The organism is Nonlabens sp. Asnod3-A02 (assembly GCF_045063755.1).
Taxonomy (GTDB): Bacteria; Bacteroidota; Bacteroidia; order Flavobacteriales; family Flavobacteriaceae; genus Nonlabens; species Nonlabens xylanidelens.
Genome location: NZ_JBEFOC010000007.1, coordinates 224280 through 250445 on the forward strand (window position 1 = coordinate 224280; position 26166 = coordinate 250445).

The window sequence follows — 26166 nt, forward strand, 5'->3', positions numbered from 1 at the left end:
ATTTAAAAGTTATAAAGGATTTGTAATTGAATATCTCTACCCACATCGTCTGCATAAAAACGCTGTCGGTTTAAATAATTTCTGTATTCTGTATTGAATAGGTTGTTTACGGTTAGATTTATTTTGGTATTCGCTTTCGCGAAAGCGTAACTTAAACCAGCATTCCATAAATTATAAGAATCTGGTGTGCTAGAAATATCTACGGTAGAGGTGATTAATTCCCCTTGATCATTAGGAATACTCACTTCGTAATTGTTATCAGGAAAACGATTTTGTTGAAACACCAACTGGTTAGAAATCTTAAAATCTAGATTTTCTATTAATGCATCGTGCCATGTCAATTGATTTTGCCATTGTGCAGGCGGCATGTCTATAAGTGGCACATCGTTATTAGAGTCTGTACCATGTATGTAAGAGAAGTTAGTATTGAAACTAATTAATTTTACCGCATTATAAACAAGTTCGTTAGAAGTTGTATTCATTTCTGTAGACCTTTTTTTAATCCAGAAATCATAGGTCGCACTAGCATCTATACCATAAAGTCTTGCGTCTATCTGTTCATATTGATACACAGGGAATGCGCCACGTGTGGTAGTTTCTAGCCCTGTAGGTACGAGTTGTACATAGTCATTTATTAGGTTGATGTATGGATTAATTTCAAAGTCTAGTTTACCTACATTACCGTGAAGAGTGGTATTGATTTTAAAGGATTGTTCTTTCTTTAAATCCAGTCTACCTAATTCTATGGTTGCAAGGGCATGATGCAATCCATCGCTGAATAATTCACTAGGGTTAGGAGCACGGTTTGCGGTACTCAAATTAATAGCAAGATCATAATGATCATCAAATAAATACTTTGTACCTGCTGTAAATGCAAATAGGTTATAATCAAATTGAGGGTTAGTAAGGATTTGATTTCCTTGTTCATTTACTTCAAATTCAGGAAATTGTTGATCGTAGCCTAAGTCTTCCCAACGACTTTGCAGGTAAAACTTATCGGCATCTATTTTATAGTAATCGTAACGTAATCCAGCATCTAGAATCCAATTTTCTGAAGGTAAATGAGTAACGCTAGCAAATGCTCCTGCTTTATTTGCATTGTAATCTGGGATTAATCTTCTTACTCCTGTAGAAGAATCAGGACTATTTACCTGGTTCATGTAATCTATGCCTACCTCATAGGTGGTCTTTTCAAATCGATCAATTAATCCATAAAGACTCACATTTTGAGTCTGTAGATCTATATCTAAAGATGCACGACCTGCATTATCACCACGTCTTATATCAAATTCCTTACGATTGTTAAATTGAAACGAGTAGTCTAAACTCAATTTACCTAAACCAGTAAACCTTTTATAAGCATTAAGTTGAATACCATGATGAGCAACCTCTTGTTTAGGTACATCTATATCATGGGTAAAATCATTAATAACTGTAGGCTCTCCAGAGTTAATGCTACGTACTAGATCACTTGCATTACCTATATGAGAGGCTCTTAATATTCCTATTTCTGTGTTGTAAAAAGAGTATTTTAAACTAGCACCGTATTCAAATTTTTTAAAACCTAAAGCTAGATTTGCTGCTGCTGTCTCACTACCAGTATTACTAAGTACGTAATTAGGCGCGTCATAATCACCAAGTTTTTTATAAGTTAGGGTTGCTTGCTGGTACCATCCAGACTGTCTATAATTATTAACTGTAGTGGTTGCAGTACCGCCGCGACCATTAGTCTGACCTTGTAAAATTACATGACCATTCAAAGTATCTTTTGATATAATACGGCTTGGTTCTATAAGAATAGTACCGCCTATGGCATCACCACCATATCGCAAGGCACTAGCTCCTTTTATCACTTGAATACTACTGGCGGTATTCACGTCTATATTAGGTGCGTGCTCGATGCCCCATTCTTGATCTTGCTGTCGCAAGCCATCGTTAACAATAGCAACACGACTACCATAAAGTCCATGAACTATAGGTTTTACAACGCTGTTACCAGTTTTTAAAGAGCTGACACCTGCAACAGTAGAAAGTGCATCGCCTAGGGTAGCACCACTATAGGTTTCTATCGTTTCCTTATTTATTCTGGTGCTAGATTGTGTACTTGAATGATTATCATGCACGTCTGCAATTACTTTTACTTGTTCCAGATCATTTACATGATGTTCTAGAGCAATGTTTAAAGTTTTGTTTGCAACTATTTCAATAGATACTTTCTTAATCTCACAATCAAAGTGAGATACGCTTAATTCATAAATACCTGGACATAAGTCTGGTATGAGGTAAGATCCATCACCTGTAGATGTATAGGTTTTTTGTAGTTGGACTACATAAATTTGTGCAAGTTCTAAAGGTTGTGAATCGTGAAAATCTACTATTTTTCCTTTGAGCACAAGATCACAATCTTGCGCATTTGTGTAACAAAAGCTTATAAATAAAGCCATTGCCACGAGTTGTTTCGTAAACATTAGGGGTATTTAAATTACTATTTTATGTAAGGACTTAGGTCCTTTTAAGATATTTAAATAGTAAAAGGCGGTGGCCTAGTGGTGTGGATGGTAGGCTGAGAGTCGGTTTTTGTAAACGCGATAGCTACAACTATCCTATCTGTAAAAGGAGTAATTTCTAAAACCTGAAAATCTATCTGAGACGATAGATCAAAAGATTGTGACTGAAAGTCATGAGCAACTATACAAATCGCACACTCCTGACTGTGGTCGTCATGAGAAAGTTCATGAACCACAGAAAGTTGCGCTACAGTAAAAAGTAGCAACAGCAAAGAGGCTATTATGGATTTATAATTAGTCAAGTGCCAAATGTAAACTATGTTATGTTAAAAAAAAATTAAGATTCAAAAAAAAGGCTGTCCGATAGGACAGCCTTTTTAATACTTTAAATTTATTAAGAATTAATCTTCAGAATAAAAATCTACAGAACTGGCACCTGCAAGCGTATTGTTTACCGTAGGTGCAATATTACCACCTGCAGTTACATTACTAAATCCTAGTACACGTCCACCACCGTTTGCAATTTCTGCAATAAGAACAGTATTTGTGTTAGTATCATAAGTTACATCTATAGGGTTACCCATGAATGTGGCAGCACCGGCAACTCTAGTCTGAATTCCTGCGATAGCAAGAGTACCACCATCTGCAACAGCTCCTATAGAAGAAGTTGCGTTACTTATGATATGGAAACCACCATCAGTATCAAAGTCAGTACCAGTCGCAGCACCTATATCCGTCATGATTAATAAGTTGTCTTCTGCGTCATAAGCGATACCGTGAGTTCTTACTATACCTTCTATTGTAATCGTTTTAGTTGCAGCTAGTGCTCCATTAGAAGAATTACTCAAGAAGTTATTGAATATAGCAAGATCTCCAGAAGAATCCACTACTGCATAAAGATCGTTACCTACAAATTCTACACCCCATACTGGAAAACTAATGTCGAATTGGTTAGTTAGTTGCAGGCCGCTTGCAGTTCTAGTGTAAACATAAAATACATTGTTAGAATTATCTGCAACAACTATAGAGTTACCGCTTACAGCTAATGCTCTTGGGCTTGCAAAATCAACTGATCCACTCGTACCAACTACTGCAGAAACTCCACCAGTTAAAAATGATTCTACATTTACAAAGGCATTAAGATTATTTGAAGATCTAGAGGCAACAAATAATTCATCAGTAGAACCGTCGTACTGGATACCTTCATTAGAAGTAGAAGTAGTTGTTAAAGTAGTTGTAGAAACGCTGTTGTTTTCACTAAAGTCATAAATGGTAATGTCTCCATTGTTTACACTAGTGGCGTATAATTCTGCTCTGTCAGCTCTTTCTTCATTGATGTTATCGTCATCATCACATGATGTAAAGAAAAGTGAACCGGCGATTAAGCAAATTGATAAAATTTTAGTTTTCATAGTTAATAGTTTTAATATTTCTATGTATTTACGTAATTCTAACAACCTTGGTTTTTAATAATTCTAAAACCGTATAATTTTAATTCTTTTTAGGGTGCAAACTATTGAAAATGGATGTTCTATGAACTCATTTTAAAAGTATAAAGAGGATGGATATTATGATTTATTCTTATAAAAAGAAGTTCCAAACTAAACCAAAACGTATCGTAAAGTCGCGATATGGATTGCGCGGTGCGCTAAAATAATCGGTATTACTTGCAAAAAGTTGATTAGCATGTTCTAGTTTAAAGAAGATTCTAGTCTGTCTTATTTTAGCATTGACAAATAAATCTACCATAGGAAAACCACCTAGCTCATCAGTGTTTTGACTGTAGAATTCACCTAATACAGGATCATAACCATCCATGTAGTATTTGGTAAAATATTTTGCTGTGATACCGGTTTGAAGTAATAGAGCATTTTTAAACAATCTGTTTTTGTAATAAAAAGTACTGCGAGCTGTAAAATCTGGTACGTTAATCACATCGTCAGTTTGTGTCACGTTTTGGTACATTAACGTGTTATCTAGACCAAATTTTCTTAAAAACTTAATGTCTTTATTTACTTTAATTTTTAAATAGGTGATATCTCCGGTAGTTTGAATAGGCGTTGCATTATATCCAGTTGTATTACCATCGGTATCAACCACGAGATTTTGAGAGAAATAAACATGATCTTGTAAAGTGGTGAAAGTTACTTGGGCATTTAAAAACTTTTCAGAGTTGATGCGGAAGTTAAACTCTTGCTTCTCTGTGTTATTAAAGTTGTTTTGCCAGTTGTAATTGATGTAGTCACTTTGGTGAAGTGTGTAAATAAAATCAGGAGCTCTGGAGCTTATCGCAATTCCAGCTTTTACATCAAAATCTTTAAATTTATAAGAGGCCTGACCGTTTATAAACTGTCCGTCTAGGTCGCCAGCTATATTTACACCACCGTTTGCTGTAATATCAAATTTACCGACGCGCTTTGCAAATTCTGCTTTAAATTGATAAAGTTCACCTATCAGTCTATTATTAATAACGCCGCTAGCTTGATTTATTAATCGGTCATACCCATAATTGTATTTATGTCTAGCTACACCAGCTTTGTAGTAACCTAATAAATGGTGTTCATAAGACGCACCAGCTTCTATCATACCTTCTTCTAGATTGGTTTTATCTTCTAGATTAGTAGAAATATAGGATTCTCCTAAAAAATCTTCATCGGCAGTGTCTTGAGAATATCTATAGAATTTATCTTCATAGTAGGCCTTGTTGTAAATACGACCGCTATAATAAGAAGTACTGTCTTTGTCGCCTATTAATTCATAATCATGGTCTATATAGAAACGTTTACCATCTAGGGTGCTTTCTGCATCGGTTAAATTAGGTTCTAGACGACCTCGATTACTTAAATCTTCTGTGTCATCTATAAAACCTTGAAGTGATGCTGCTTCTAGACCGCCATTTTCTTCATTAAAATGATCTTGAAATACGGTATGAACTCTTAATCTATAACGTTTATTCTTTGATGTGTAATTAGATGTGAATTTAAAATTGCCAGAGCTAGTTAAGGTGTTTATGTAATCTCCTGCGCTACGTACTCCTTTGTAACTTATAGAAAAATTAAATTGAGGTGATAAGTTTGAAGTAAAGAGAGCTTCTAGTTGCTGCCCTTGATTTACAACAGTTTTAAAATATAAATCTGTTAGTGGAGTAGGGACGTAATAGTCTAGTATGTCATCTATCTCATAATAATTTTGATGTCTGGCTTGTGACCCCATTCTAGGTGATAGTAGATCGAGATCAAAACTTTTACCTAATTGATTATAAGGTTGACCTACGTTATGAAAGGGAATGTATTCAAAATCATCTTTGCGCAAAAAATTAAATTTAAAATCCTTTGCCATGGTAAGCGTTGTATCTAGATGTGTAGTATCTCGCTTTTGAGTGATGATTAGATAATCAGTAATAGGTGGTTTTTCTCCTTTTACGCTGACCTCCTTCTCATTAGTAGGGTTGTTAAGGTTATCATATGTTCCTGTTCCATTTTGCTCAAAAATTTCTCTTTCTTGAGAAAAAAGAACTAATGGCATTAAAAACAATAAAAATAAAAGACGTTTCATAAAAAAGGGTACACTCTCAAGGTTCAAAAGTAACCATTTAAACGTTTTTAAACTCGTGCTATTATGTACTTTTGAAAATGCTTTTAAATCAAATACATAAAGGGATCATAGAATGTGGTACAGACGAGGCTGGTCGTGGGTGTCTTTCTGGTCCAGTAACCGCTGCTGCCGTAATATTACCGCAAGATTTTGAATCTGATCTTTTAGATGATAGTAAGAAGCTTTCGCGAAAGCGTAGGTATGAATTAAGAACATTAATAGAAGAGCAGGCTCTAGATTATCATGTATCCCATGTTATGATGGGTGAAATAGACCGTATTAATATTTTACAAGCTAGTATTCTTGCGATGCACCAGGCTATAGATGGGCTAAAGCTAAGGCCAGAACATATTGCTGTGGATGGTAATAAATTTAATCCTTATCCTGATGTAGAGTCTACAACAGTTATAAAAGGTGATGGTAAGTATCTACATATCGCTGCGGCATCTATACTAGCCAAAACATATAGAGATGATTATATGGCTGCCATCGCACTAGAACATCCTGAATATGGTTGGGAACAAAATCAAGGCTATCCTACTAAGAAACATAGAGCTGCAATTAAAAAATACGGTGCCACGCCTTATCATCGTGTGAGTTTTAAATTACTGCCAGATTAATTCATATTAGTTACATAAGTTGTTCTTAAATATGTGGTTTAGAAGTAATTTCATTTTTATTTTTGTCTATCCAAATCAATTCTATGCGTCATTTTTTAGTCTTTATAATTATTATCTTAACAATTACCGGCTGTAAAGAAGATCAGTTTATTAATCATGATCTTATAAATCGCATTCCTACAGACTCTAAGGTTATTGTGCATACAGATAATCTTGAAGATTTAGATCAGTTTTTTAGTACGAGCCCATTGTATCAAGATGTAGCTAATCTCTCACGTGTTAAAGAATTGAAAGCCGCAGCATCATTTTTAAAATACTACGATCTAGAAGACGACTCTCTAATAGCATTGAGTATGCAAGGTAAAAATGAAGTAGTGATTACACTTATCACGTCACCTATTGAGCAAGTTAATGACTCTACTAGTGTCACATCATTGATTAATTATAATAATGAAGAGATTATTAAAACACAAAAACCTGATGGGGCTTATTTTGCTATAAACCATAAGGGAATGCATCTGGCTAGTTCTTCTCAATTGGTGATAGAAAGTTTGATAAGAAGAAATGTAGATGATTATGTTTTTGACGATGGATTTAAGAAAATTTATAAAAGAACAAAAAGTGGTAATACCTTTTTTGTAAAGGCTACAGAAAAGAAATGGCTTGAACAATTTTTATTAGGTAAGAATATAAATGACAACGGTAATCATGCACAATGGTATCAACTAGAGGTGCAACCTAATGATGTTGCACTACAGTTAGATGGTGTGATCACCTATCGCGATAGTGTAAGAATGGATCACGATTTATATAATAATATTCAATCTACTGAAAATCGCATACAAGAAATTGTGCCAGTAAGTTTGCGCAGTGTAAAGTCAGTTACTTATAAGAAGCCATCGCAGTTAGTTGATAATCTGAGAAGGTTTCATAGCAACGATGTAAAAGTAGGCAGCCAGCTCATGGAGATTCTAGATAATACTCAAGAAATGAGTGAAGTTTATCTAGAAAAAACTAATGCTCTGGTATTTACTTTAAAACCATATGAGGCCATCTTTATGAATCTAGATAGTCTTTCTACAGCAAAGTTTACTTACAGAGATCAAGTAGTTTATGAACTGACTAACCCTGTGAAAACTGCTGCGATACAACCGCTTGTAATGGCTAGAGAATATAAATATGTCATGGTTATAGAAGAGCACCTTATCTTTTCTAACAGCTCCACAACACCTGAAGAGTTTATATCTAATTTTCAGAATAAAACTGTACTTTCAGAGCAATCGTGGTGGGAAAACACGAGCGAATATTTAAGTTCTAGCAGTAGTCTGCTCAAGATAACTAGTCTCAAGGAATTTAAGAATATCGCATCAAAGAGCAGTAAGAATGATCTTAAAGTCATTGAGAAGTTAAATGAAGATGATTATCCACTAATGGTAAGTCAGTATGTTCATGAAGACGAGTACGCTCATTATCATATGCTTATTCCTATTGTAAATTCTAATGATGTAGAGCAACAGGTAAGTCAGGTAGGTACTTATAAATCACCTAAGAAGATTGTGGCTGGTCCATTCTTATTTCCTAATCATTTAAATAAGAAGCATGATGTAGCGTTTCAAGATGAAGATTTTACCTTGCATTTGTTATCAGATACAGGAGTAAAATGGTGGAGTAAAAAGTTAGATGGTCTTATTCTAGGAAATATAGAAGTGACAGATGCTTATAAGAATGGTCGCAAACAGATGGTGTTTGCAACCGGTAGTTCAGTTTATTTTCTAGATAGAAATGGTAGAGATGTTAATGCATATCCTAAAAGGTTTAAAGATGCTATTACACAACCTTTAAGTGTATTTGATTATGATAATAAAAGAGATTATCGATTTTTAGTTACTCAAGGAGAAGAGCTGGTAATGCTAGATCGAGATGGTAAAACGGTAACTGGTTTTAAGTATAAAAAAGATGCTGCTATAAAAACTCAACCTAAACATATACGTGTAGGGAAGAAGGATTATATAACCTTTGCTAAAGCTGATAACTCAGTAGCTTTATTAAACAGGACAGGTGGAGTGCGTACAAAGGTTAAAGAAAAAGTGAAGCTAACTTCTCAAATATTCTTGTATAGAAACAAAGCTATTGCCCTAACAGAGAGCGGTAAATTAATGGAGTTAGATCCTGTTAAAGGGGTTCTCAAGTATACAGGTTCTTATCATAAAGACGCTGGGCTAGATGCTACGAGTTCTATTAAATTGATACAGGATAATAATAATATTACCATTAATAATAAAAAAATAACGCTGCCATACGGTACGTATCTGGCAGCGCAAGTAGAACATTTATCTAGCGGTGATTTTATCCACGTGGTAGAAACTGGAGAGCATAGAGTGTATGTTTTAGATAAAGATGGTGAGGTATTATCTTCATTGCCAGTGTACGGGAAATCACAAAGTGATGTTGCACAGTCTAAAAATAGATACTTGTCTACTCTAGATGGAGATGATGTCATTATCTATAAATGGTAAATTAAATAGGGTTATTCCTTGGTTAGGGAAAATGTTATCTCAAACTCATCAATAATTTCTTGTATGCATTTTTCTGATGCGCTAAAAAGAGCATCGTCTTTATAAGACCTTATTTTATCTCTATAATCCGCAAATTGATCAGTGCCATAAATATTTGAAATTTGAGGATGTACGTAATACTGTTTGCACACAGCTCTCGTGTTTCCTAATGCCGCAGCTGCCGCGTCATAACCTTTTAAAATGTTTTTATCGCATTCTTTTTCAGACTTTGGTTGGGGTAATTCTATTATTTTTTCAAAGAACTCTCTAGTTGCTCCCCATGTTCTAAAATCTTTTGCGCTGAATATTTCTCCAGCTATTTCATGCATATAATCGTTAATCATACCACTGTCTATAGCGTGGTGTTTACCGTTTGTGTCATAATACTTAAAAAGTTCCCATCCAGGAATCTCTTCACACTGGTGGATAAATTCTATTAACTCTGGGTTTTCTATCGTTGTGTTTTGTTGAACACCTTTTTTGCCGGTAAAAGAAAATAGAATTCTGCCATCCTCTTCATCTACATGCTTGGCTCTCAAAGTAGAAAGTCCGTAGGTTTTGTTTTTATCTGCATAGTATTGGTTACCTACCCTTATGTAGGTTAAATCCATGATAGATAGCACTAGAGCTAGGCATTTCTCCTTAGGCACCCCTTTTAGGTCTAGGTCTTTTTGTAATCTTTTTCTTATTTTGGGTAACGCTTTCGCGAAAGCGGACATTTTAAAAAACTTAGTCTGATTGCGTAATAAAGTCCATATGTTATGATATAAATAGACTTTTCTACCCTTATCATCTCTTCCTACCACTTGTAAATGACCATTAGGAATTTTACTGATGCGTACCTCTTGCCATGCTGGCGGTATGACAAGTGATTTTATTCTTTTTAATTGCTTTGCGTCACTTAATCTTTCTTTGTTATCTATTAAATAGGTGAAGCCTTTTCCATGCTTTTTACGATGTATGGAAAGATGTTGGTCTTGAATATAAACTAGGTCTGCTAGATGTGCAGCTGCCTCTGGTTGAGTAAGGCATTCTTTTATTTGCTTTGAGGTCAGTGTCATACTCAAATTTAATTAAGAACTCTTTTTGTCTGACCTAATAAATAGGTAATTGGCTATAATTTAAGTTCTATGTTTATTAACTAAAGATATTTTAAAGGTTAAAGTTCAACATATCTTGTTTTTAATATAAAATTACCTATAAAGGCAGCAATTAAAAAGTTACCTTTGTGTGCAATAAAATTCTATTGCATGATCTCCCACGATTCCAAGTTCTTAGGTGAAGGTTTAACCTATGATGACGTACTTCTAGTACCAGCATATAGCGAGGTGCTTCCTAGAGAAGTAAGTATTAAAACTAAATTTACAAGAAACATAACGCTTAACGCTCCGGTTATATCGGCAGCCATGGATACCGTTACAGAAAGTCGTATGGCTATTGCTATGGCTCAAGAAGGCGGTATAGGTATTTTGCATAAAAACATGACTATCGATGCGCAAGCACAAAAAGTACGTCGCGTAAAACGTGCAGAGAGCGGTATGATTATCGATCCGGTTACTCTTACAGAACAGGCTACCATAGGTGATGCCAAAGCTAGTATGAGGGAACATGGTATAGGTGGTATACCTATAATCGATGAGCAAGGATTTATAAAAGGTATTATTACTAATCGTGATTTGCGTTTTGAAAAAGATAATGATAGGTCGGTAAAGGAAGTGATGACTTCAGAAAACCTAGTTACGGCAAAGACTGGTACGTCTTTACAAGAAGCTGAGGTAATTCTACAAGAACATAAAATAGAAAAATTATTAGTCGTAGATGATTCTGGTAAATTAGAAGGTTTAATCACCTTTAGAGATATTACTAAGCTTACTTTACAGCCTAATGCAAGTAAGGATGAGTTCGGTCGTTTGCGAGTGGCAGCTGCCATAGGTGTAACAGGTGATGCATTAGAAAGAGCAGCTGCGCTAGTTGCTGCTGGAGTAGATGCTGTTGTTATCGATACAGCTCATGGACATACTAAAGGTGTGGTAGATGTTTTAAAAATAGTTAAAGCAAAATTCCCTCAACTAGAAGTAGTGGTAGGTAATGTAGCTACTTCTGAGGCAGCAAAATACTTGGCAGATGCTGGTGCAGATGCTGTAAAAGTAGGAATAGGTCCTGGATCTATTTGTACAACTCGTGTAGTCGCTGGAGTTGGTTTCCCGCAATTAAGTGCGATCATGGAGGCAGCTCATGCTTTAAAAGGAACTGGTGTTCCTGTAATTGCAGACGGTGGTATACGTTACACAGGTGATATTCCTAAAGCAATAGCAGCAGGAGCAGACTGTGTTATGCTAGGTTCTATGCTAGCTGGTACGACAGAGTCTCCTGGAGAAACTATTATTTATGACGGTCGTAAATTTAAATCTTATCGTGGTATGGGTTCTGTAGAGGCGATGCAGCATGGTTCTAAAGATCGTTATTTCCAAGATGTAGAAGATGATATTAAAAAACTAGTGCCAGAAGGTATCGTGGGACGTGTTCCTTATAAAGGAGATTTAGTAGAAAGCATGACGCAATTCATAGGTGGTTTAAGAGCTGGTATGGGGTATTGTGGAGCAAAGGATATTGAGTCTTTAAAAGCATCTGGTCGTTTTGTTAAAATTACTTCGGCAGGAATGATGGAAAGTCACCCACACGACGTTACTATTACAAAAGAGGCACCTAATTATAGTAGATAATATATGAAGATTATATGCATAGGTCGTAATTATACAGATCATATAGAAGAACTAGCAAACGAGCGTCCAGAAGAACCTGTCGTTTTTTTAAAGCCAGACACTTCTATATTATTACATAAACAACCGTTTTTTATACCACCATGGACAGATGACGTGCACCATGAGGTAGAGATTATTGTTAAAATCAATCGTATAGGGAAGCATATAGATCAAAAATTTGCTCATAAATACTATGAAGAAATAGGTTTAGGAATAGATTTTACTGCTAGAGATGTGCAACAAAAACTTAAAGGGAAAGGGCTGCCATGGGAAAAAGCAAAAGCTTTTGACGGAGCAGCAGTAGTCTCTAGAGAGTTTGTAAATAAAAAAGAGCTTCCAGAAATGGATAACCTCGATTTTCAATTGTTTAAAAACGGACAGTTGCAACAAGATGGAAATTCCTCACATATGTTGTGGAAAATCGATGAGATTATAGCTTACGTATCTCAATATTTTACACTTAAAATAGGTGATTTGATCTTTACAGGAACTCCGGCCGGCGTTTCAAAAGTGAGAGAAAATGACGTTTTAAAAGGTGTTCTTCACGGTAAGGAGATGTTTGATATTAAAGTGAAATGAAACAAATATCCTACGACTTAACAAACGTTATAGCTATGTCAGATAATGACAGCGATTTTGTTAAACTCATGGTGCATACATTTATAAAAGATATACCTCGCGATCTAGAACGTCTTGCAGTAGCTGTAAGTGAGCAAGATCGTGCTGGGGTACATCGTTATGCTCACAGGATAAAACCGACTCTAGAATTATTCGGTATAGAGTCCTTTAGACATGCTGCAGCCTTAGAATTGTGGGGTAAAAGCGATGTAGAATTAAATATTAAAGAAGATTTCCTGCGTCTTAATCAAAATTTAAGCGAAATATTAATCCAGCTCAAAAGAGATTTCTAAATGAAAGCGACTATTATAACTATAGGTGATGAGATTCTCATCGGTCAGATTGTGGATACTAATTCAGAATGGATGGCTCAAGAACTCAATAAAATAGGAGTAGATGTGTATGAGATTATTTCTATAAGTGATAATAGAGAGCATATTTTGTCCGCTTTCGCGAAAGCGGAATCCCAATCTGACATCGTGCTCATGACTGGTGGTTTAGGTCCTACAAAAGATGATATAACCAAGAAAACAATCTGTGAGTATACAAATGATACTCTTGTACTTAATCAAGATGTTCTAGATCATGTGACGCAATTATTTGCAAAATATGTAAAAGATGCTATGGTAGATATGAATAAAGATCAGGCTCTTGTACCTTCTCAGGCTCAGATTATTAAAAACGATTTTGGTACGGCACCAGGAATGTGGTTTGAGAATAACGGTGTTATATTTATATCTATGCCAGGAGTTCCTTTTGAGATGAAGGAGATCATGTTGTCAGGAGTTTTACCTAGGTTAAAAGCAATGCCGGGATTGCCATTTATACACCACAGGACTATTTTAACGGCTGGACAGGGAGAAAGTACCATAGCTACTCGATTAGAAGATTGGGAGAATAATTTACCAGCATCTATCAAGTTAGCTTACTTGCCTAGTTTAGGTACAGTCCGTTTAAGGTTGAGTAGTAAGGGAATGGATAAAGATCACATTCTTAAAAGTGTAGATGATCAAATAAAAGAATTGTACTTACTTATTCCAGATATTATTGTGGGAGAAAGTAATGAAGAAGGTCTAGTAGATCAGGTGAGTCGTTTATTTAAAGAACAGAATAAAAGTCTAGCAACTGCAGAGAGTTGTACCGGCGGTAAAATCGCAAATTTAATCACCGAAATTCCTGGAGCTTCACAATTTTTTAAAGGAAGCACGATAACTTATGCTACAGCGTCCAAAGTGGACATCTTAGGCATCGACGAGACGTTAATAGATAAATACTCGGTAGTAAGTCATGAAGTTGCAGAGGCGATGGCTGTGGCTGCAAAGAAAAAATTTGAATCAAATTATGCTATTGCGACCACAGGTAATGCTGGTCCCTCAAAGGGTGATAGCGATGCTCCGGTAGGGACTGTATACATTGGTATAGCTACAGAGGATGAGAGTTTTGCGTTAAAATTCATGATGGGAAATCATCGAGAAAGAGTGATTCAGAAGACGGTAAATAAGGCGTTTGAATTACTTCAAAAAGAATTATTGAAAAAGGGTGGTCAATAGACTTGTGAGATCGAATAATATATCGTTATTTTGCATTCCGATTTTAAACAACAATAATCATGTCTCGAGTTTGTGAACTTACTGGTAAAAGAGCGATGACTGGGAACAACGTTTCTCACGCTATGAATAAAACTAAGCGTAGATTCAACGTTAACCTTTTCAAGAAGAAATTCTATCTACCTGAAGAAGATAAGTGGATCACTTTAAAAGTGTCTACTAGAGCAATAAAAAACATCAACAAGAAAGGAATTACTCAAGTAATTAAAGAAGCCCGTGCTAAGGGTCTTTATACTAAGTAGTTTTATAAAAGTTATATAAGATGGCAAAAAGTAAAGGAAATAGAATTCAAGTGATTCTACAATGTACAGAGCACAAAGAATCTGGAATGCCAGGTATGTCTCGTTACATCACGACAAAGAATAAGAAGAACACGCCAGATCGTCTTGAAATTAAAAAATTCAATCCGGTTTTGAAGCGTATGACTGTTCATAAAGAAATTAAATAATTTAAGACATGGCAAAGAAATCCATCGCATCCCTACAAACGGGAAATGTAAGATTAACGAAAGCAATCAAAATGGTAAAATCTCCTAAAACAGGAGCTTATACATTTGTAAGTGCTATTATGGCGCCAGATTTAGTAAACGATTTCTTGAATAAGAAATAAGTTGGTTATTAAAACGTAAAAACGTCTTGCTGAAAAGTAAGACGTTTTTTTATTATATCCCTTTTAGTTTTAAAGTCTATTGTTACTCATTAAGATTTGATACACTATTAGGGTATTATTTGTAAGACACTTCATTCTTTAAAGTATTTTGCAGCACCATGTTTATGGTGTTTTTTTTATTTTCTATCTCTTCATTTAAATGTAAAATTAATTTTATAATTAAATGTTGACCTTTTCTACGTTATAGAGTATTCTTAGCTCTAGCTGTAAATTACAAAAGCAGCAATTACATGTATTTTTATTTTTACTTCTATTTTATGAAATAATGGATGATATGCTCTCGTGCTTATTTAAAAGAATCTAATATTTTTTTTAGGCTAACAATTTCAAGTCTTAATTTTTAACATTTGTTATCATAGTTACTTGTGTGCGTCTAGCAATATTAAATAGATTCATATTTTTAGTTCAGTTAGTGTGTTGAAATAGGCTTGTCTGGTTGTAAATCAATCATTCATTTACTTATAACCATCCTTTAATCATATCGATAGTCGTTATTGCAATTAACTTTCCTATTTTTGTATCACTTTTAAACAAACCATGAGTTTTTTCAAAAAAATATTTTCTAAAGAAAAAAAAGAAACCCTAGATAAAGGGCTGGAGAAGTCTAAAACCAGCTTTTTTGATAAATTAGGTAAAGCCGTAGCTGGAAAGTCTACTGTAGATACAGATGTTCTCGATGATCTCGAGGACGTGTTGATCTCTAGTGATGTAGGAGTAGCTACTACGGTAAAAATTATAGATCGCATAGAAGCACGTGTAGCAAGAGATAAGTACTTAGGTACGTCAGAGCTAGATGGTATATTGCGTGAGGAGATTGCAGGATTAATGAGTGAGGTAAATCATGGCGATGCTACAGAATTTACTATTCCAGAAACTGACGGTCCTTATGTAATAATGATAGTAGGTGTTAACGGTGTTGGTAAAACGACTACCATAGGTAAGCTGGCTTACCAACTTAAAAAGGCTGGTAAAAAAGTTGTATTAGGTGCAGGAGACACTTTTAGAGCCGCGGCAGTAGATCAACTAGATATATGGGCGCAACGTGTAGGTGTAGAAATCGTTAAGCAAGATATGGGTAGTGACCCTGCTAGTGTTGCTTTTGATACTTTACAAAGTGCAGTAGCTCAAAATGCAGACGTTGTACTTCTTGATACCGCAGGTCGTTTGCATAACAAAATCAACCTGATGAACGAGCTTTCTAAAGTAAAGCGAGTAATGCAAAAAATAATACCTAACGCACCGCATGACGTTATGTTAGTGCTAGATGGATCTACAGGGCAAAATGCTTTTGAACAAGCAAAACAATTTACAGCTACTACCGAAGTAAGTAGTCTTGCGGTTACAAAACTGGATGGTACTGCAAAGGGTGGTGTAGTGATCGGTATTTCTGACCAATTTCAAATTCCTGTACGTTATATAGGTGTGGGAGAAGGAGTAGAAGATTTACAGGTTTTTAATAAAGTAGAATTTGTAGACAGTTTCTTCAATTAGAATACATTAAAACATATATTTAGAACTCTCGTAGATAGTTAATATATCTGCGAGAGTTTTATTTTTATACAAAATTACCAAATGAGAAAAATTTTATACTTCTTACCGCTGCTTTTTTTAGCATGTAAATCTTCAGATACAGGTGTTAAATCATCAAGTAAAGATTTTAGAGAATTTAAAGTAATAGATTCTAAGTACCTGGTAAAAGATCAGATTTTTGGCGATTTGCTAGATGAGGTGGTTAGCTTTCGCGAAAGCGGAAACTTAAAAGATCTAATTCTAGAGAAGAGTATTCCTGAAATCCAAGAATCCATTGCTAGTGGGCAACTTTCTTATCGTGATCTTACTCTGTTTTATCTAAAAAGAATTTATAAGTATGATAGAGAAAATTCAAAATCACTTAATGCAGTAATCAGCATCAATCCTAATGTCTTAATGCAAGCAGATGCAGCCGACAAAGACCTTGCTTTCCTAAAGGAAGATGGTGCAGATATAGTTTACCATACTTTGAGAGGTATGCCTCTATTACTCAAGGATAATATCAATACAATAGATATGCCTACCACGGCTGGTGCAGCTGTGTTGATAGGTAATCAAACTTCTCAAAATGCTAAAATTGTTAATAACCTGAGACAAGAAGGTGCTGTTATTTTAGGTAAAGCTAATTTAAGTGAGTGGGCTTACTTTTTCTGTGGGGACTGTCCTAGTGGTTATAGTGCAGTAGGTGGACAGACTTTAAACCCATACGGAAGAAGGTCTCTAGATACAGGTGGTTCTAGTAGTGGTAGTGGTGTTGCAGTTGCTGCAAATTTTGCTGTTGCTGCTATTGGTACAGAGACTTCTGGATCGATATTGTCACCATCGTCTCAAAATAGTGTTGTAGGTTATAAGCCTTCTACAGGGACTTTTAGTGGTTCTGGAATTGTGCCTATTTCTAGTTATTTAGATACCGCAGGACCTATGACTAAAAATGTTATAGATAATGCTATTTTATCTCAAGCACTAGGTGTGCCTTTTGAATTAATAGAGAGATCTGGTGCTCATAACTTAGAAAATGCAACTGTAAAAGGTGTGCGTTTTGGAGTATGGACCTCTTTCAGAGAGAATCCTTTATATGCACAAGCATTGTTAGATCTAGAAAAAGCTGGTGCGGTGCTTATAGAGTTAAATGATACAAGACCGCAATTAGATGGTTTCTTAAAATTGCTTAATGCCGATATGAAGAGAGATCTTCCTGCTTATTTTGCAGGTCAGTCTAATTCTAAGTATCGCGGTTGGGATGTGAATACGGTTATGGATCTAAATAAAAAAGACTCGATACGATCTATGCCTTATGGGCAAAGTTTATTCCAGGGTATTATTGACGAGCCTAGTATAACAGATGGAAAGTTTTGGGAATTTAAGACCGCTATGACGGCTAGAGCGCAAGAATATTTTGATAAACTTATAAAGACTCATGATTTGAGTGGTTTTATATCTATTAATAATTACACCGCAGGTACCGCTGCTGTTGCTTTTTTTCCAGCGATGACAGTTCCTATGGGTTATGACGACAAAGGAGAACCTTATGGACTTACTTTTATAGCACCTAATGAAGAGGACAGGCTACTTTTTAATTGGGCTGCCGCTTATGAGAAAATGACTCATCATAGAGTCATGCCACAAGATTATAAAAATTAGGACCTACATTTTAAGAATTTATAACAGCATAGAAATTGGAAGAAACAAGACCGCCTATATGGAATAGTAAGAGTATCGCGACTGTAACTAAAGTGATTGCTATTTATGCTGCTTTTTATTTATGTGTTGTTATTGGACAAATTTTTACAAATCCGGTGTGGGATAATCCACTTGCTCCATCAAATGCTTATTATCCACTTTATTTAATGGCGGCTATTCATTTGATAGTATTGATACTAACCGGCGCTAGCGTTTTATTTAAAAACTACCATTGGATAGTAACGGTTATTGCTGCATTAATCGTCACGCTGTCTCGATTTTATTATAATGAAATAGCAGAGTATATTTGGAATATAAGTGCGACACCATTTTATTAAATGATCTTATGAAAATCACTTTTACCTTTTTAGTATTAGTTTTTAGTTTAGGATTATCGGCGCAAGATTATGAGCAAGAATCATTAGACTACCGCAAGAATTTATCTGCCGAATATAAGTCGGGAGAGAATAATGTGTTAACGGCCAAAGAAAGAAAAACCTTCGGCTATTTGAATTTCTATGATTTTGATCCTGAATTTGTTGTTGAAGCTCGATTTGAAAAAATAAATAATACAGAAGAGGTGAAGCTAGCAACATCTACCTCTCGCATTGCTTCTTATGTCAAGTATGGCTATTTACACTTTACTTTAAAAGGGAAGAAATGTAAATTACTAGTTTTATCTAGCCCTAGTTTAAAAGATGATCCAGAGTACTACAATTACCTATCGGTGTTTTTTACAGATAAGACTAACGATAAAGGCTCTTATGTCGTTGGGCGTTATATGGAATTGAGATCTCCATTAAGTGAAAAAGTAGTTCTTAATTTCAATAATACGTATAATCCTTATTGTGCTTATAGTAATCGGTTTTCATGTCCGATTCCTTCTGCAGAGAATTATTTGCCTCTAGAAGTAACGGCAGGTGTTAAAAAAGGTTTTAAGAGTTTTAGGAAGTTTTAGAAATAGAAGGAGTATCCTAATCCTAGTTGAAATTCTTCATAACTAGCGAGGTGTTTGTAGCCTATATTTAAATTAAAATTATTGATGTAGTAAACAATTTGGGCGTTCAATTCATTGAAATCTTGCCAATAAATGAAACTTGAACTTAGGATTAAATTCCACATTTCTCTTTTCAATCCTAAACCGTAACCTATTTGATTACTATCAAAACGCCCGTTATAATTCATGTAACCACTAATTAGGCTAAATTGTTGATGCTTAGTTGCTGAGAGAATACTAAATAATTTACTCAGACTTATTTTATAACTATGATACTGATTATCATTAAAATTTGCCGTTTCAAAAGCGGCTTTTAGATCTATCGAAGTGTAATCTTTAAAATTTATGTTACGTTCTAAACCTAAATTATAATTATAGTTTCCATTAAAACCAGATTGTGCTCCAAAATCAAAAGAATAAGGTCTAGGTATTATTCTGCGTTTACTAGAAAAATGAAATCCATAAGTTTCATAATTGATTCCTGTGATTAATTTCAGATCTTGTTCTCTTCCTCTTCCTAAGTAAACGTTTATAAAAGCCGGATCCTCCTTAAGTTCAATGTTGATCACCTCTTGATTTTCTACCTTAATTTCCTTGGTCTTATATCCAAAAAATGAAAATTCTAAAAAATCATTTTGATTAATAGCAATGGAATATTTACCACTAAGGTCTGATACAGTTGTAATGAATGTTCCTTTCACTTTAATGGTGGAACCAAGAATAGGTTTTCCATTAACATCGCTAACTGTCCCAGTAATTGTTCTTTGTGAGAAGCAAAAACTGGTTGCGAATAAAAAGAAGTAGAGTAGTGCTGGTTTCATAAGTTGGTTAAGTTACTCAAACATAAGAAGAACGATAATTTTTGTAAAGAAAGAATGAGTGAAAGCTGCTTTTGATTGAGGAAAAGGTATTTTAAACTTAAACTTAAACTTAAACTTAAACTTAAACCTTATACCTAGAAACGGCCAAAACTTCTCCGTCACCATTCTTAGTTTCCACTATTTTATGAGAATCTGTAGAGATGAGTTGCCATGTGACTCCTTGTTCTTTTATAGGGTGATCGCTTAGTAAATGTAGATCTAACTTTCCTTCTTTAAATTCAATTTGAAAAGCTATATGTTGGTTCAAATTATTTTTAAATCGCAAATCTTTGTAACCGTAGACTACTGTTGCATCACTACCTAATGGTGTGTAACGCGTCTCTTCTGTATAAATGTCTATAGAATGATGATGTCGTTCTACGATTTCTATTCCTGCTCGCAACAGAGCAATGTATAGCATACCAGAAAGCTGGCACAAACCACCGCCATAATCTTCTTGTAGTTTTCCAGAGAGTAGATTACGCCCTTTTTTGAATCCGTTTTTTGCGATAGGCGCAGGAATACTGTTCCAGTAAGAGAATGTTTCTTCAGGTTGGATAATTAAACCATCTATATGTTGAAATGCAAGTTTTATGTTAAGAACTTTATTTGCAGCTCCAGCGTTGTTTTTAATAGGTTGTGTGACGGTAAGTCGGTGCTTTAGATCCCATGTCGTGGATCTTGTTACTGCAATCTTATCTGAAAAACCACTACTGCGATCTTTTCGACTTCTTTTATAAAGTTGCCATTTGATTTTTAACAATTTAGGAACTAGTTTACGTATCATTTCTTCTTCAAAATTACGGCTGTGTAACTGCTGTAGGATTTCAAAAAGCTACGACATAACAATTGGTCCATTCCATAAAACCACGATCGTATTATTACAGGAAATTTATGAATGGGCAAAAATAGAAAACCACGAGAGTAAGTTACTGTAAATAATTCTCCTACCAACTCTTTTACATCTTTCAAATCCATACTGGTCGCACCATGCCAGTTGGCTGCTTTATAACTGATTAAACGACGTCTTTTATCTGATGGGTAGTCAAAGACGAGTGCGCCACCAGGTTTTAAAAGTCGGTGGGATTCTTTGATAATGTCCTTTATCACTTCACGATCTAAATGCATCATCACATGAAAGGAATAGATTTTCTCAAATTGTTGATCTGCAAATCCTGTGGCAGTACCGCTAGCAACTTTTAGTTCTTTTTCTGGATGTTTTTCTATTGCTAGAGCTAGCATTTGGTCACTGGGATCGATACCATAATGTGCATAGTCTAGAAATCTGCCTGTGCCGCAACCTAAATCGAGATGCTTTTTGAGGTCGCGCTTTCCTACATATCGGTCAAAAAATGCAAGTTCTTGACGGTGAATAAAATCACCATAAGAATTGTTAAATCGAGAGCTGTCATAAGTTTTAGCGATTTTATTGTAGTACGATACATTCTCATTATTCTCCATTCTTTGTGTTGGGTTACAGTGCAATCTTGCAGTAAAGTTAGAGAAAAGAAAAGAAGCTTTATGGTAGAGATTATGTTTGATGAAAATTCCGCTTTCGCGAAAGCGAGATAAAAACAACCATTAACCGTACATAGTAGTGGGCTAAGTCGTAAATTTGCAGCCGCTTATGAGAACAAAAACAAGAAAAAAGAATAAGATCAACGTAATTACATTAGGTTGCTCTAAGAATGTGTACGATAGTGAGGTGCTGATGGGCCAGTTAAAGGCTAGTGGTAAGGACGTTGTGCATGAAGAAGAAGGTAATATAGTCGTGATTAATACTTGCGGTTTTATTGATAATGCAAAAGAGGAGTCGGTGAATACGATTTTAGACTTTGTAGAACGTAAGCAAAATGGAGAGGTAGATCAGGTTTTTGTTTCTGGATGTCTGTCTGAGCGTTATAAACCAGATCTTCAAAATGAAATCCCAGATGTAGACCAGTATTTTGGTACTACAGAATTACCATCTCTATTAAAAGCACTGGGTGCAGACTATAAGCACGAGCTGATAGGTGAGCGTGTTACTACAACACCTAAAAACTATGCATATTTTAAAATAGCCGAAGGTTGTGATAGACCCTGCTCTTTTTGCGCGATTCCTTTAATGCGTGGCGGACATAAAAGTACACCTATTGAAGACCTAATTACTGAGGCTGAAAAGCTTGCGGCAAAAGGTGTTAAAGAATTAATTCTTATTGCTCAAGACCTTACCTATTACGGTCTTGATTTATATAAAGAAAGAAGACTGGCAGAATTATTACGTGAGCTAGCAAAAGTAGAAGGAATAGAGTGGATACGTATGCATTATGCATTCCCTACTGGTTTCCCGCTAGATGTTCTAGATGTAATGAAAAATGAGCCTAAGGTATGTTTTTATCTAGATATTCCTTTACAGCACATTTCTACACCAGTTCTTAAATCGATGCGTCGAGGTACTACTTTTGAAAAAACTAATGCACTTCTAGAGAAATTTAGAACGTTAGTTCCAGAGATGGCAATACGTACGACTCTTATAGTAGGTTACCCTGGCGAGACTGAGGAGGATTTTGAGATTTTAAAGCAATGGGTAAAAGACCAGCGTTTTGAGCGTATGGGATGTTTTACTTACTCTCACGAAGAAGATACACATGCTTACAAACTAGAAGACGATGTCCCAGCAGATGTTAAGCAAGAGCGTGCTAATCAAATCATGGAAATTCAATCTCAAATTTCTTGGGAGCTGAACCAACAAAAAATTGGTAAAGAATTTAAGGTGATGATAGATCGCAAGCGTGGTAATCACTTTGTAGGCCGTACAGAATTTGATAGTCCAGATGTGGATAACGAGGTGCTTATTGATGCAGAGAAGCATTATTTATCAGTTGGCTCTTTTGTGAATGTAAAAATCACCGAGGCAGAAGATTTTGATCTTTTTGGCGTGCCTGTAGATGAGAAATAGATTTATAGCAACATCTATAAATACTAAATAATTTATATCAAAAAGGAACAGGAATTATTCTGTTCCTTTTTTTTGTGGATGTTTCTGCACCCTTTAGGGTTGGGGAATGGAAACAACAAAACAGCAAAAAGCCTTTGTTTCCACACCCTTTAGGGCTGAGGAACGGAAACAAGAAAACAAAAAAAACTTCCTGTTTTAAGAGGAAGGTTTTAAATCTATAATAAGGTGTGAAATAGGTCAGTTTTTAGCAATTTGCTCACTTAATTCTAACCATTCCATCTCTAGTTCTTCTTGTTGTGCTTTAGTTTTTTCTAGTTGTATAGAGTTTTCAGTCATTTGGTCTGCATGAATGTTAGGATCTAAGAAACTGTCTTGTAGTTTTTTCTTTAACTCTTCCAGTTGCTTGATTTTATTCTCCATTCTAGAAAGCATTTTTTGTTGCTCTCTAGTCGGTCCAGATGTAGGGGCAGCAGTTGTGGTTTCTATCTTTTTTACGACTACTGGTTTTTCTTCTTCGGTGGCATCCTTATCTAGGGCGATGTCTGTATTACCTACATAAGCTCTGAAATCACTGTAGTTACCAGGGAAGTCTGTAATATTACCAGACTGATTAAATACAAATAAATGATCTACTATCTTATCCATAAAGTAACGGTCGTGACTTACTACTATAATACAACCAGGGAAATCCATTAGGAAGTTCTCTAGTACATTTAGTGTAGGGATATCTAAATCGTTAGTAGGTTCATCAAGAATTAAGAAATTAGGATTTTGAATGAGAACTGTACATAAGTAAAGACGTTTGCGTTCTCCACCACTTAGTTTTTCTACAAAATCATGCTTTTTCTTGTTGTCAAACATAAAACGCTCCAGTAACTGGCTCGCGCTGATTATTTTACCTTTATTTAAAGGGATGTACTCACCGTATTCTTTAACGACATCTATGACTTTTTGACCAGGTTTTACTTCAATACCACCTTGAGTGTAATACCCTATTTTAACTGTTTCTCCTATAACTACTTTACCAGTATCTGGAGTAAGTGCACCAGTAACCATGTTTAAGAACGTAGATTTTCCAGTACCATTTTTGCCTATGATTCCTAGTCGTTCTCCACGTATGAAATTATAAGAAAAGTCCTTAATCAAATGTTTATCACCGAACGATTTACTCAGTTTGTGTAATTCTACAACCTTTGTTCCCATACGTTGCATATTAATCTCTAGTTCTACCTGATGATCTTTACGACGGTTATGAGCGGCTTCTTTAATTACATAGAAGTCGTCTATACGAGATTTTGATTTAGTACGACGCGCTTTAGGCTGGCGACGCATCCACGTTAATTCCTTTTTATAAAGTTGTTGTGCTTTTTCTTGATTAGTTTGAGCTATTTCTAAACGTTCTTGCTTTTTCTCAACGTAGTAAGAGTAGTTTCCTTTGTATGTGTATAGTTGTCCTTGATCTAATTCTATAATTTCATTACACACACGGTCTAAGAAATAACGGTCGTGTGTTACCATAAGTATGGTGTAGTCTTCTTGTTTAAAGTATGCCTCTAGCCACTCGATCATTTCTAGATCTAGGTGGTTAGTAGGTTCATCCATTATTAAAAGTTGTGGGTCTGACAGTAAAGCCATAGCCATGGCGATACGTTTTTTTTGTCCACCGCTTAATTTACCTACTTTTTGAGTCAGATCATCCAGTTTTAATTTAGAAAGAATCTGGCGGTACTTAGTTTCAAAATCCCAAGCGTTTGCCGCGTCCATGGCATCTAGAGCTTTCTGCATCATGTCAGCATCATCAGGATTTGCCATCGAGTGCTCATAATCTGCTATGATTTTCATCGTAGGTACGTCACTATCTAGAATTACTTCTTCAATAGTCATCTCTGGATTAAGATTAGGTTCTTGCGATAAGAACGCCATTCTTAGATCACTTCTATAAGCTACATTACCGCTGTCAGGTTCTTCTGCGCGAGTGATTATATTGAGCAAAGTAGATTTACCATAACCGTTTTTTGCTACAAAACCTATCTTCTGTCCTTGGTTGATACCTAGTGATAGGTCTTTAAAAAGAACTTTGTCAGCAAATGCTCTGGAAACGTTTTCTACAGTTATATAATTCATGGTAATCCTGCTTAAATTAAGAAATGCAATATTACGGTGTTAAGTGTTAGTATAGTGTGGTCATCCCATAAAATTTGACGCTTCTTGAGATGGTATTCCTATATTAGGATTATTCAAATTAGTCTGTGATGGGCTAGTGTGGTCTCGATTGTTTTATGTTTGTTCCGCTTTCGCGAAAGCGAGATTATCATACATCTTTTAACATATGTATCGATTATATACTAATGAATGGAATCAAAAATAGATTTTTACTTCAATAATTCTATATTTGCAGCTTACTTTATTTTCTATACATGAGAAAGCTGTTAGGCGTTTTGGTACTTTTTTTATTATTAATAGCGAGTTCTTGCGTACCTACATCTAAGATTACTTATTTACAAGAGTCTAATAATACCGCAAACGATTCTTTGATCGTTATTAGGAAAATACAACCACCTTATCGTTTACAAATTAACGATATACTTTCTATTCAAATAAAAGCACCTATAGATCCAGATCTGGTAAAGATGTTTAACGTACAAGGTGATGAAGGTAATATAAGATCTACTCAAGGTGCTGGTTTATATTTTACAGGTTATACGGTAGATCAACATGGAGATATACGTGTGCCGCAATTGGGTAAAATAAAAGCGATAGGCATGACGGTGGAAGAGTTGCGTGAGTTGATAGAAAAAAGACTGCTGACTGAATATTTTAAAGAAAACGCAAATTTATTTGTTACCGTAAAATTAGATGGTTTGCGATACACTATGGTAGGAGAGGTAAATGGTACAGGACAAAAAAACATCTATAGAGATCAGGTAAGTATTATAGAGGCTATTGCAGACGGTGGTGGTGTGCCCATTACGGGCGATTTAACCGCTGTAAAAATAGTAAGACAGTATCCTGATGGTGTGAAAACACACGAGCTAGATTTAACAAGTATAGATGTGGTGTACTCTCCTTATTATTACATACAACCTAATGATATGATCGTGGTGAATCCTTTACCGCAAAAAGCCCTGGGTACAGGTACAACTGGCTTGTCTTCCTTTACAACTATATTATCTGTGTTTACTGCGTTAGTAGGAACTGTTTTATTGATTAACAATATCTCTAATTAACC

The 26166-nt window shown here is 35.3% G+C and carries 24 protein-coding genes; 15 read left to right on the forward strand and 9 right to left on the reverse strand.

The features are described from left to right. Nucleotides 1-2 precede the first annotated feature (2 nt). From ACJJVN_RS04300 to ACJJVN_RS04315, 4 genes are all read right to left on the reverse strand, one after another. Nucleotides 3-2468: a TonB-dependent receptor gene (locus ACJJVN_RS04300; protein WP_405377243.1), complete on the reverse strand. Its 2466-nt coding sequence runs from the start codon at nucleotides 2466-2468 to the stop codon at nucleotides 3-5. Between the two features lie 53 nt (nucleotides 2469-2521). Then, nucleotides 2522-2809: a hypothetical protein gene (locus ACJJVN_RS04305; RefSeq protein WP_146080406.1), complete on the reverse strand. Its 288-nt coding sequence runs from the start codon at nucleotides 2807-2809 to the stop codon at nucleotides 2522-2524. Nucleotides 2810-2908: 99 nt separating this feature from the next. Further along, nucleotides 2909-3919, reverse strand: coding sequence for a hypothetical protein (locus ACJJVN_RS04310; protein ID WP_104515622.1), 1011 nt, complete (start codon nucleotides 3917-3919; stop codon nucleotides 2909-2911). Nucleotides 3920-4088: 169 nt separating this feature from the next. Further along, entirely contained in the window at nucleotides 4089-6062 is a 1974-nt protein-coding gene (locus ACJJVN_RS04315; RefSeq protein ID WP_405377244.1) for a putative porin, read from the reverse strand. A 77-nt stretch (nucleotides 6063-6139) separates the two neighbouring features. Here ACJJVN_RS04315 and ACJJVN_RS04320 point away from each other — a divergent pair, with 77 nt between their 5' ends. Together ACJJVN_RS04320 and ACJJVN_RS04325 are read left to right on the forward strand one after the other, a co-directional pair. Beyond that, entirely contained in the window at nucleotides 6140-6721 is a 582-nt protein-coding gene (locus ACJJVN_RS04320) for a ribonuclease HII (RefSeq protein WP_405377245.1), read from the forward strand. Between the two features lie 83 nt (nucleotides 6722-6804). Continuing rightward, entirely contained in the window at nucleotides 6805-9237 is a 2433-nt protein-coding gene (locus ACJJVN_RS04325; protein ID WP_405377246.1) for a hypothetical protein, read from the forward strand. Nucleotides 9238-9248: 11 nt separating this feature from the next. Here the strand turns inward: ACJJVN_RS04325 and ACJJVN_RS04330 are convergent, their stop codons facing one another. After that, nucleotides 9249-10337: a DNA topoisomerase IB gene (locus tag ACJJVN_RS04330; protein ID WP_405377247.1), complete on the reverse strand. Its 1089-nt coding sequence runs from the start codon at nucleotides 10335-10337 to the stop codon at nucleotides 9249-9251. Between the two features lie 189 nt (nucleotides 10338-10526). On the opposite strand from ACJJVN_RS04330, the gene guaB reads away from it, so the two are divergent. The 11 genes from guaB to ACJJVN_RS04385 all read left to right on the forward strand — a co-directional run bounded on the left by guaB (nucleotide 10527) and on the right by ACJJVN_RS04385 (nucleotide 19100). After that, the gene (gene guaB / locus ACJJVN_RS04335; RefSeq protein WP_104515555.1) at nucleotides 10527-11999 is read left to right on the forward strand and encodes an IMP dehydrogenase; all 1473 of its coding nucleotides are present in this window, start codon (nucleotides 10527-10529) and stop codon (nucleotides 11997-11999) included. 3 nt (nucleotides 12000-12002) lie between these two features. Further along, a complete protein-coding gene (locus ACJJVN_RS04340; RefSeq protein ID WP_104515554.1) occupies nucleotides 12003-12617 on the forward strand; it encodes a fumarylacetoacetate hydrolase family protein in 615 nt (204 codons plus the stop codon). Then, nucleotides 12614-12949 carry an Hpt domain-containing protein gene (locus ACJJVN_RS04345; RefSeq protein ID WP_405369588.1) on the forward strand — a complete coding sequence of 112 codons (336 nt, stop codon included), beginning with the start codon at nucleotides 12614-12616 and terminating at the stop codon, nucleotides 12947-12949. Before ACJJVN_RS04340 ends, ACJJVN_RS04345 begins: the two co-directional genes overlap by 4 nt. Beyond that, on the forward strand, nucleotides 12950-14206 hold the full coding sequence (locus ACJJVN_RS04350; protein ID WP_405377248.1) for a CinA family nicotinamide mononucleotide deamidase-related protein: 1257 nt from the start codon (nucleotides 12950-12952) through the stop codon (nucleotides 14204-14206). 59 nt (nucleotides 14207-14265) lie between these two features. Further along, nucleotides 14266-14505, forward strand: a complete 240-nt coding sequence (gene rpmB, locus ACJJVN_RS04355; protein ID WP_104515551.1) for a 50S ribosomal protein L28 — start codon at nucleotides 14266-14268, stop codon at nucleotides 14503-14505. 20 nt (nucleotides 14506-14525) lie between these two features. Next, entirely contained in the window at nucleotides 14526-14711 is a 186-nt protein-coding gene (gene rpmG / locus ACJJVN_RS04360) for a 50S ribosomal protein L33 (RefSeq protein WP_104515550.1), read from the forward strand. 8 nt (nucleotides 14712-14719) lie between these two features. Continuing rightward, a complete protein-coding gene (locus tag ACJJVN_RS04365) occupies nucleotides 14720-14872 on the forward strand; it encodes a DUF4295 domain-containing protein (RefSeq protein WP_101012092.1) in 153 nt (50 codons plus the stop codon). A gap of 597 nt (nucleotides 14873-15469) precedes the next feature. Next, on the forward strand, nucleotides 15470-16423 hold the full coding sequence (gene ftsY / locus ACJJVN_RS04370) for a signal recognition particle-docking protein FtsY (RefSeq protein WP_104515549.1): 954 nt from the start codon (nucleotides 15470-15472) through the stop codon (nucleotides 16421-16423). Between the two features lie 81 nt (nucleotides 16424-16504). Further along, nucleotides 16505-18103 (forward strand): amidase family protein, encoded by a 1599-nt coding sequence (locus tag ACJJVN_RS04375; RefSeq protein ID WP_405377249.1) that lies wholly within the window; start codon nucleotides 16505-16507, stop codon nucleotides 18101-18103. Between the two features lie 35 nt (nucleotides 18104-18138). Further along, nucleotides 18139-18480 (forward strand): hypothetical protein, encoded by a 342-nt coding sequence (locus ACJJVN_RS04380; protein ID WP_405377250.1) that lies wholly within the window; start codon nucleotides 18139-18141, stop codon nucleotides 18478-18480. An 8-nt stretch (nucleotides 18481-18488) separates the two neighbouring features. Continuing rightward, complete coding sequence (locus tag ACJJVN_RS04385; RefSeq protein WP_405377251.1) at nucleotides 18489-19100, forward strand: DUF1684 domain-containing protein; 612 nt, start codon at nucleotides 18489-18491, stop codon at nucleotides 19098-19100. Here the strand turns inward: ACJJVN_RS04385 and ACJJVN_RS04390 are convergent. The 3 genes from ACJJVN_RS04390 to ACJJVN_RS04400 form a co-directional block, all read right to left on the reverse strand. After that, nucleotides 19097-19960: a carboxypeptidase-like regulatory domain-containing protein gene (locus ACJJVN_RS04390; RefSeq protein ID WP_405377252.1), complete on the reverse strand. Its 864-nt coding sequence runs from the start codon at nucleotides 19958-19960 to the stop codon at nucleotides 19097-19099. The two genes, ACJJVN_RS04385 and ACJJVN_RS04390, sit on opposite strands and share 4 nt — an antisense overlap. A 121-nt stretch (nucleotides 19961-20081) precedes the next feature. Next, a complete protein-coding gene (locus ACJJVN_RS04395) occupies nucleotides 20082-20786 on the reverse strand; it encodes a VanW family protein (protein WP_405377253.1) in 705 nt (234 codons plus the stop codon). Continuing rightward, complete coding sequence (locus ACJJVN_RS04400) at nucleotides 20783-21460, reverse strand: class I SAM-dependent methyltransferase (protein ID WP_405377254.1); 678 nt, start codon at nucleotides 21458-21460, stop codon at nucleotides 20783-20785. The genes ACJJVN_RS04395 and ACJJVN_RS04400 overlap by 4 nt, the downstream gene beginning before the upstream one ends. A gap of 166 nt (nucleotides 21461-21626) precedes the next feature. Between ACJJVN_RS04400 and rimO the strand changes: the two genes are divergently transcribed. Then, nucleotides 21627-22937 (forward strand): 30S ribosomal protein S12 methylthiotransferase RimO, encoded by a 1311-nt coding sequence (rimO, locus tag ACJJVN_RS04405; protein WP_405377255.1) that lies wholly within the window; start codon nucleotides 21627-21629, stop codon nucleotides 22935-22937. A 237-nt stretch (nucleotides 22938-23174) separates the two neighbouring features. Here the strand turns inward: rimO and ACJJVN_RS04410 are convergent, their stop codons facing one another. Next, nucleotides 23175-25061: an ABC-F family ATP-binding cassette domain-containing protein gene (locus tag ACJJVN_RS04410; RefSeq protein ID WP_405377256.1), complete on the reverse strand. Its 1887-nt coding sequence runs from the start codon at nucleotides 25059-25061 to the stop codon at nucleotides 23175-23177. A 293-nt stretch (nucleotides 25062-25354) separates the two neighbouring features. On the opposite strand from ACJJVN_RS04410, the gene ACJJVN_RS04415 reads away from it, so the two are divergent. Next, entirely contained in the window at nucleotides 25355-26164 is an 810-nt protein-coding gene (locus ACJJVN_RS04415) for a polysaccharide biosynthesis/export family protein (RefSeq protein ID WP_405377257.1), read from the forward strand. Nucleotides 26165-26166 lie beyond the last annotated feature (2 nt).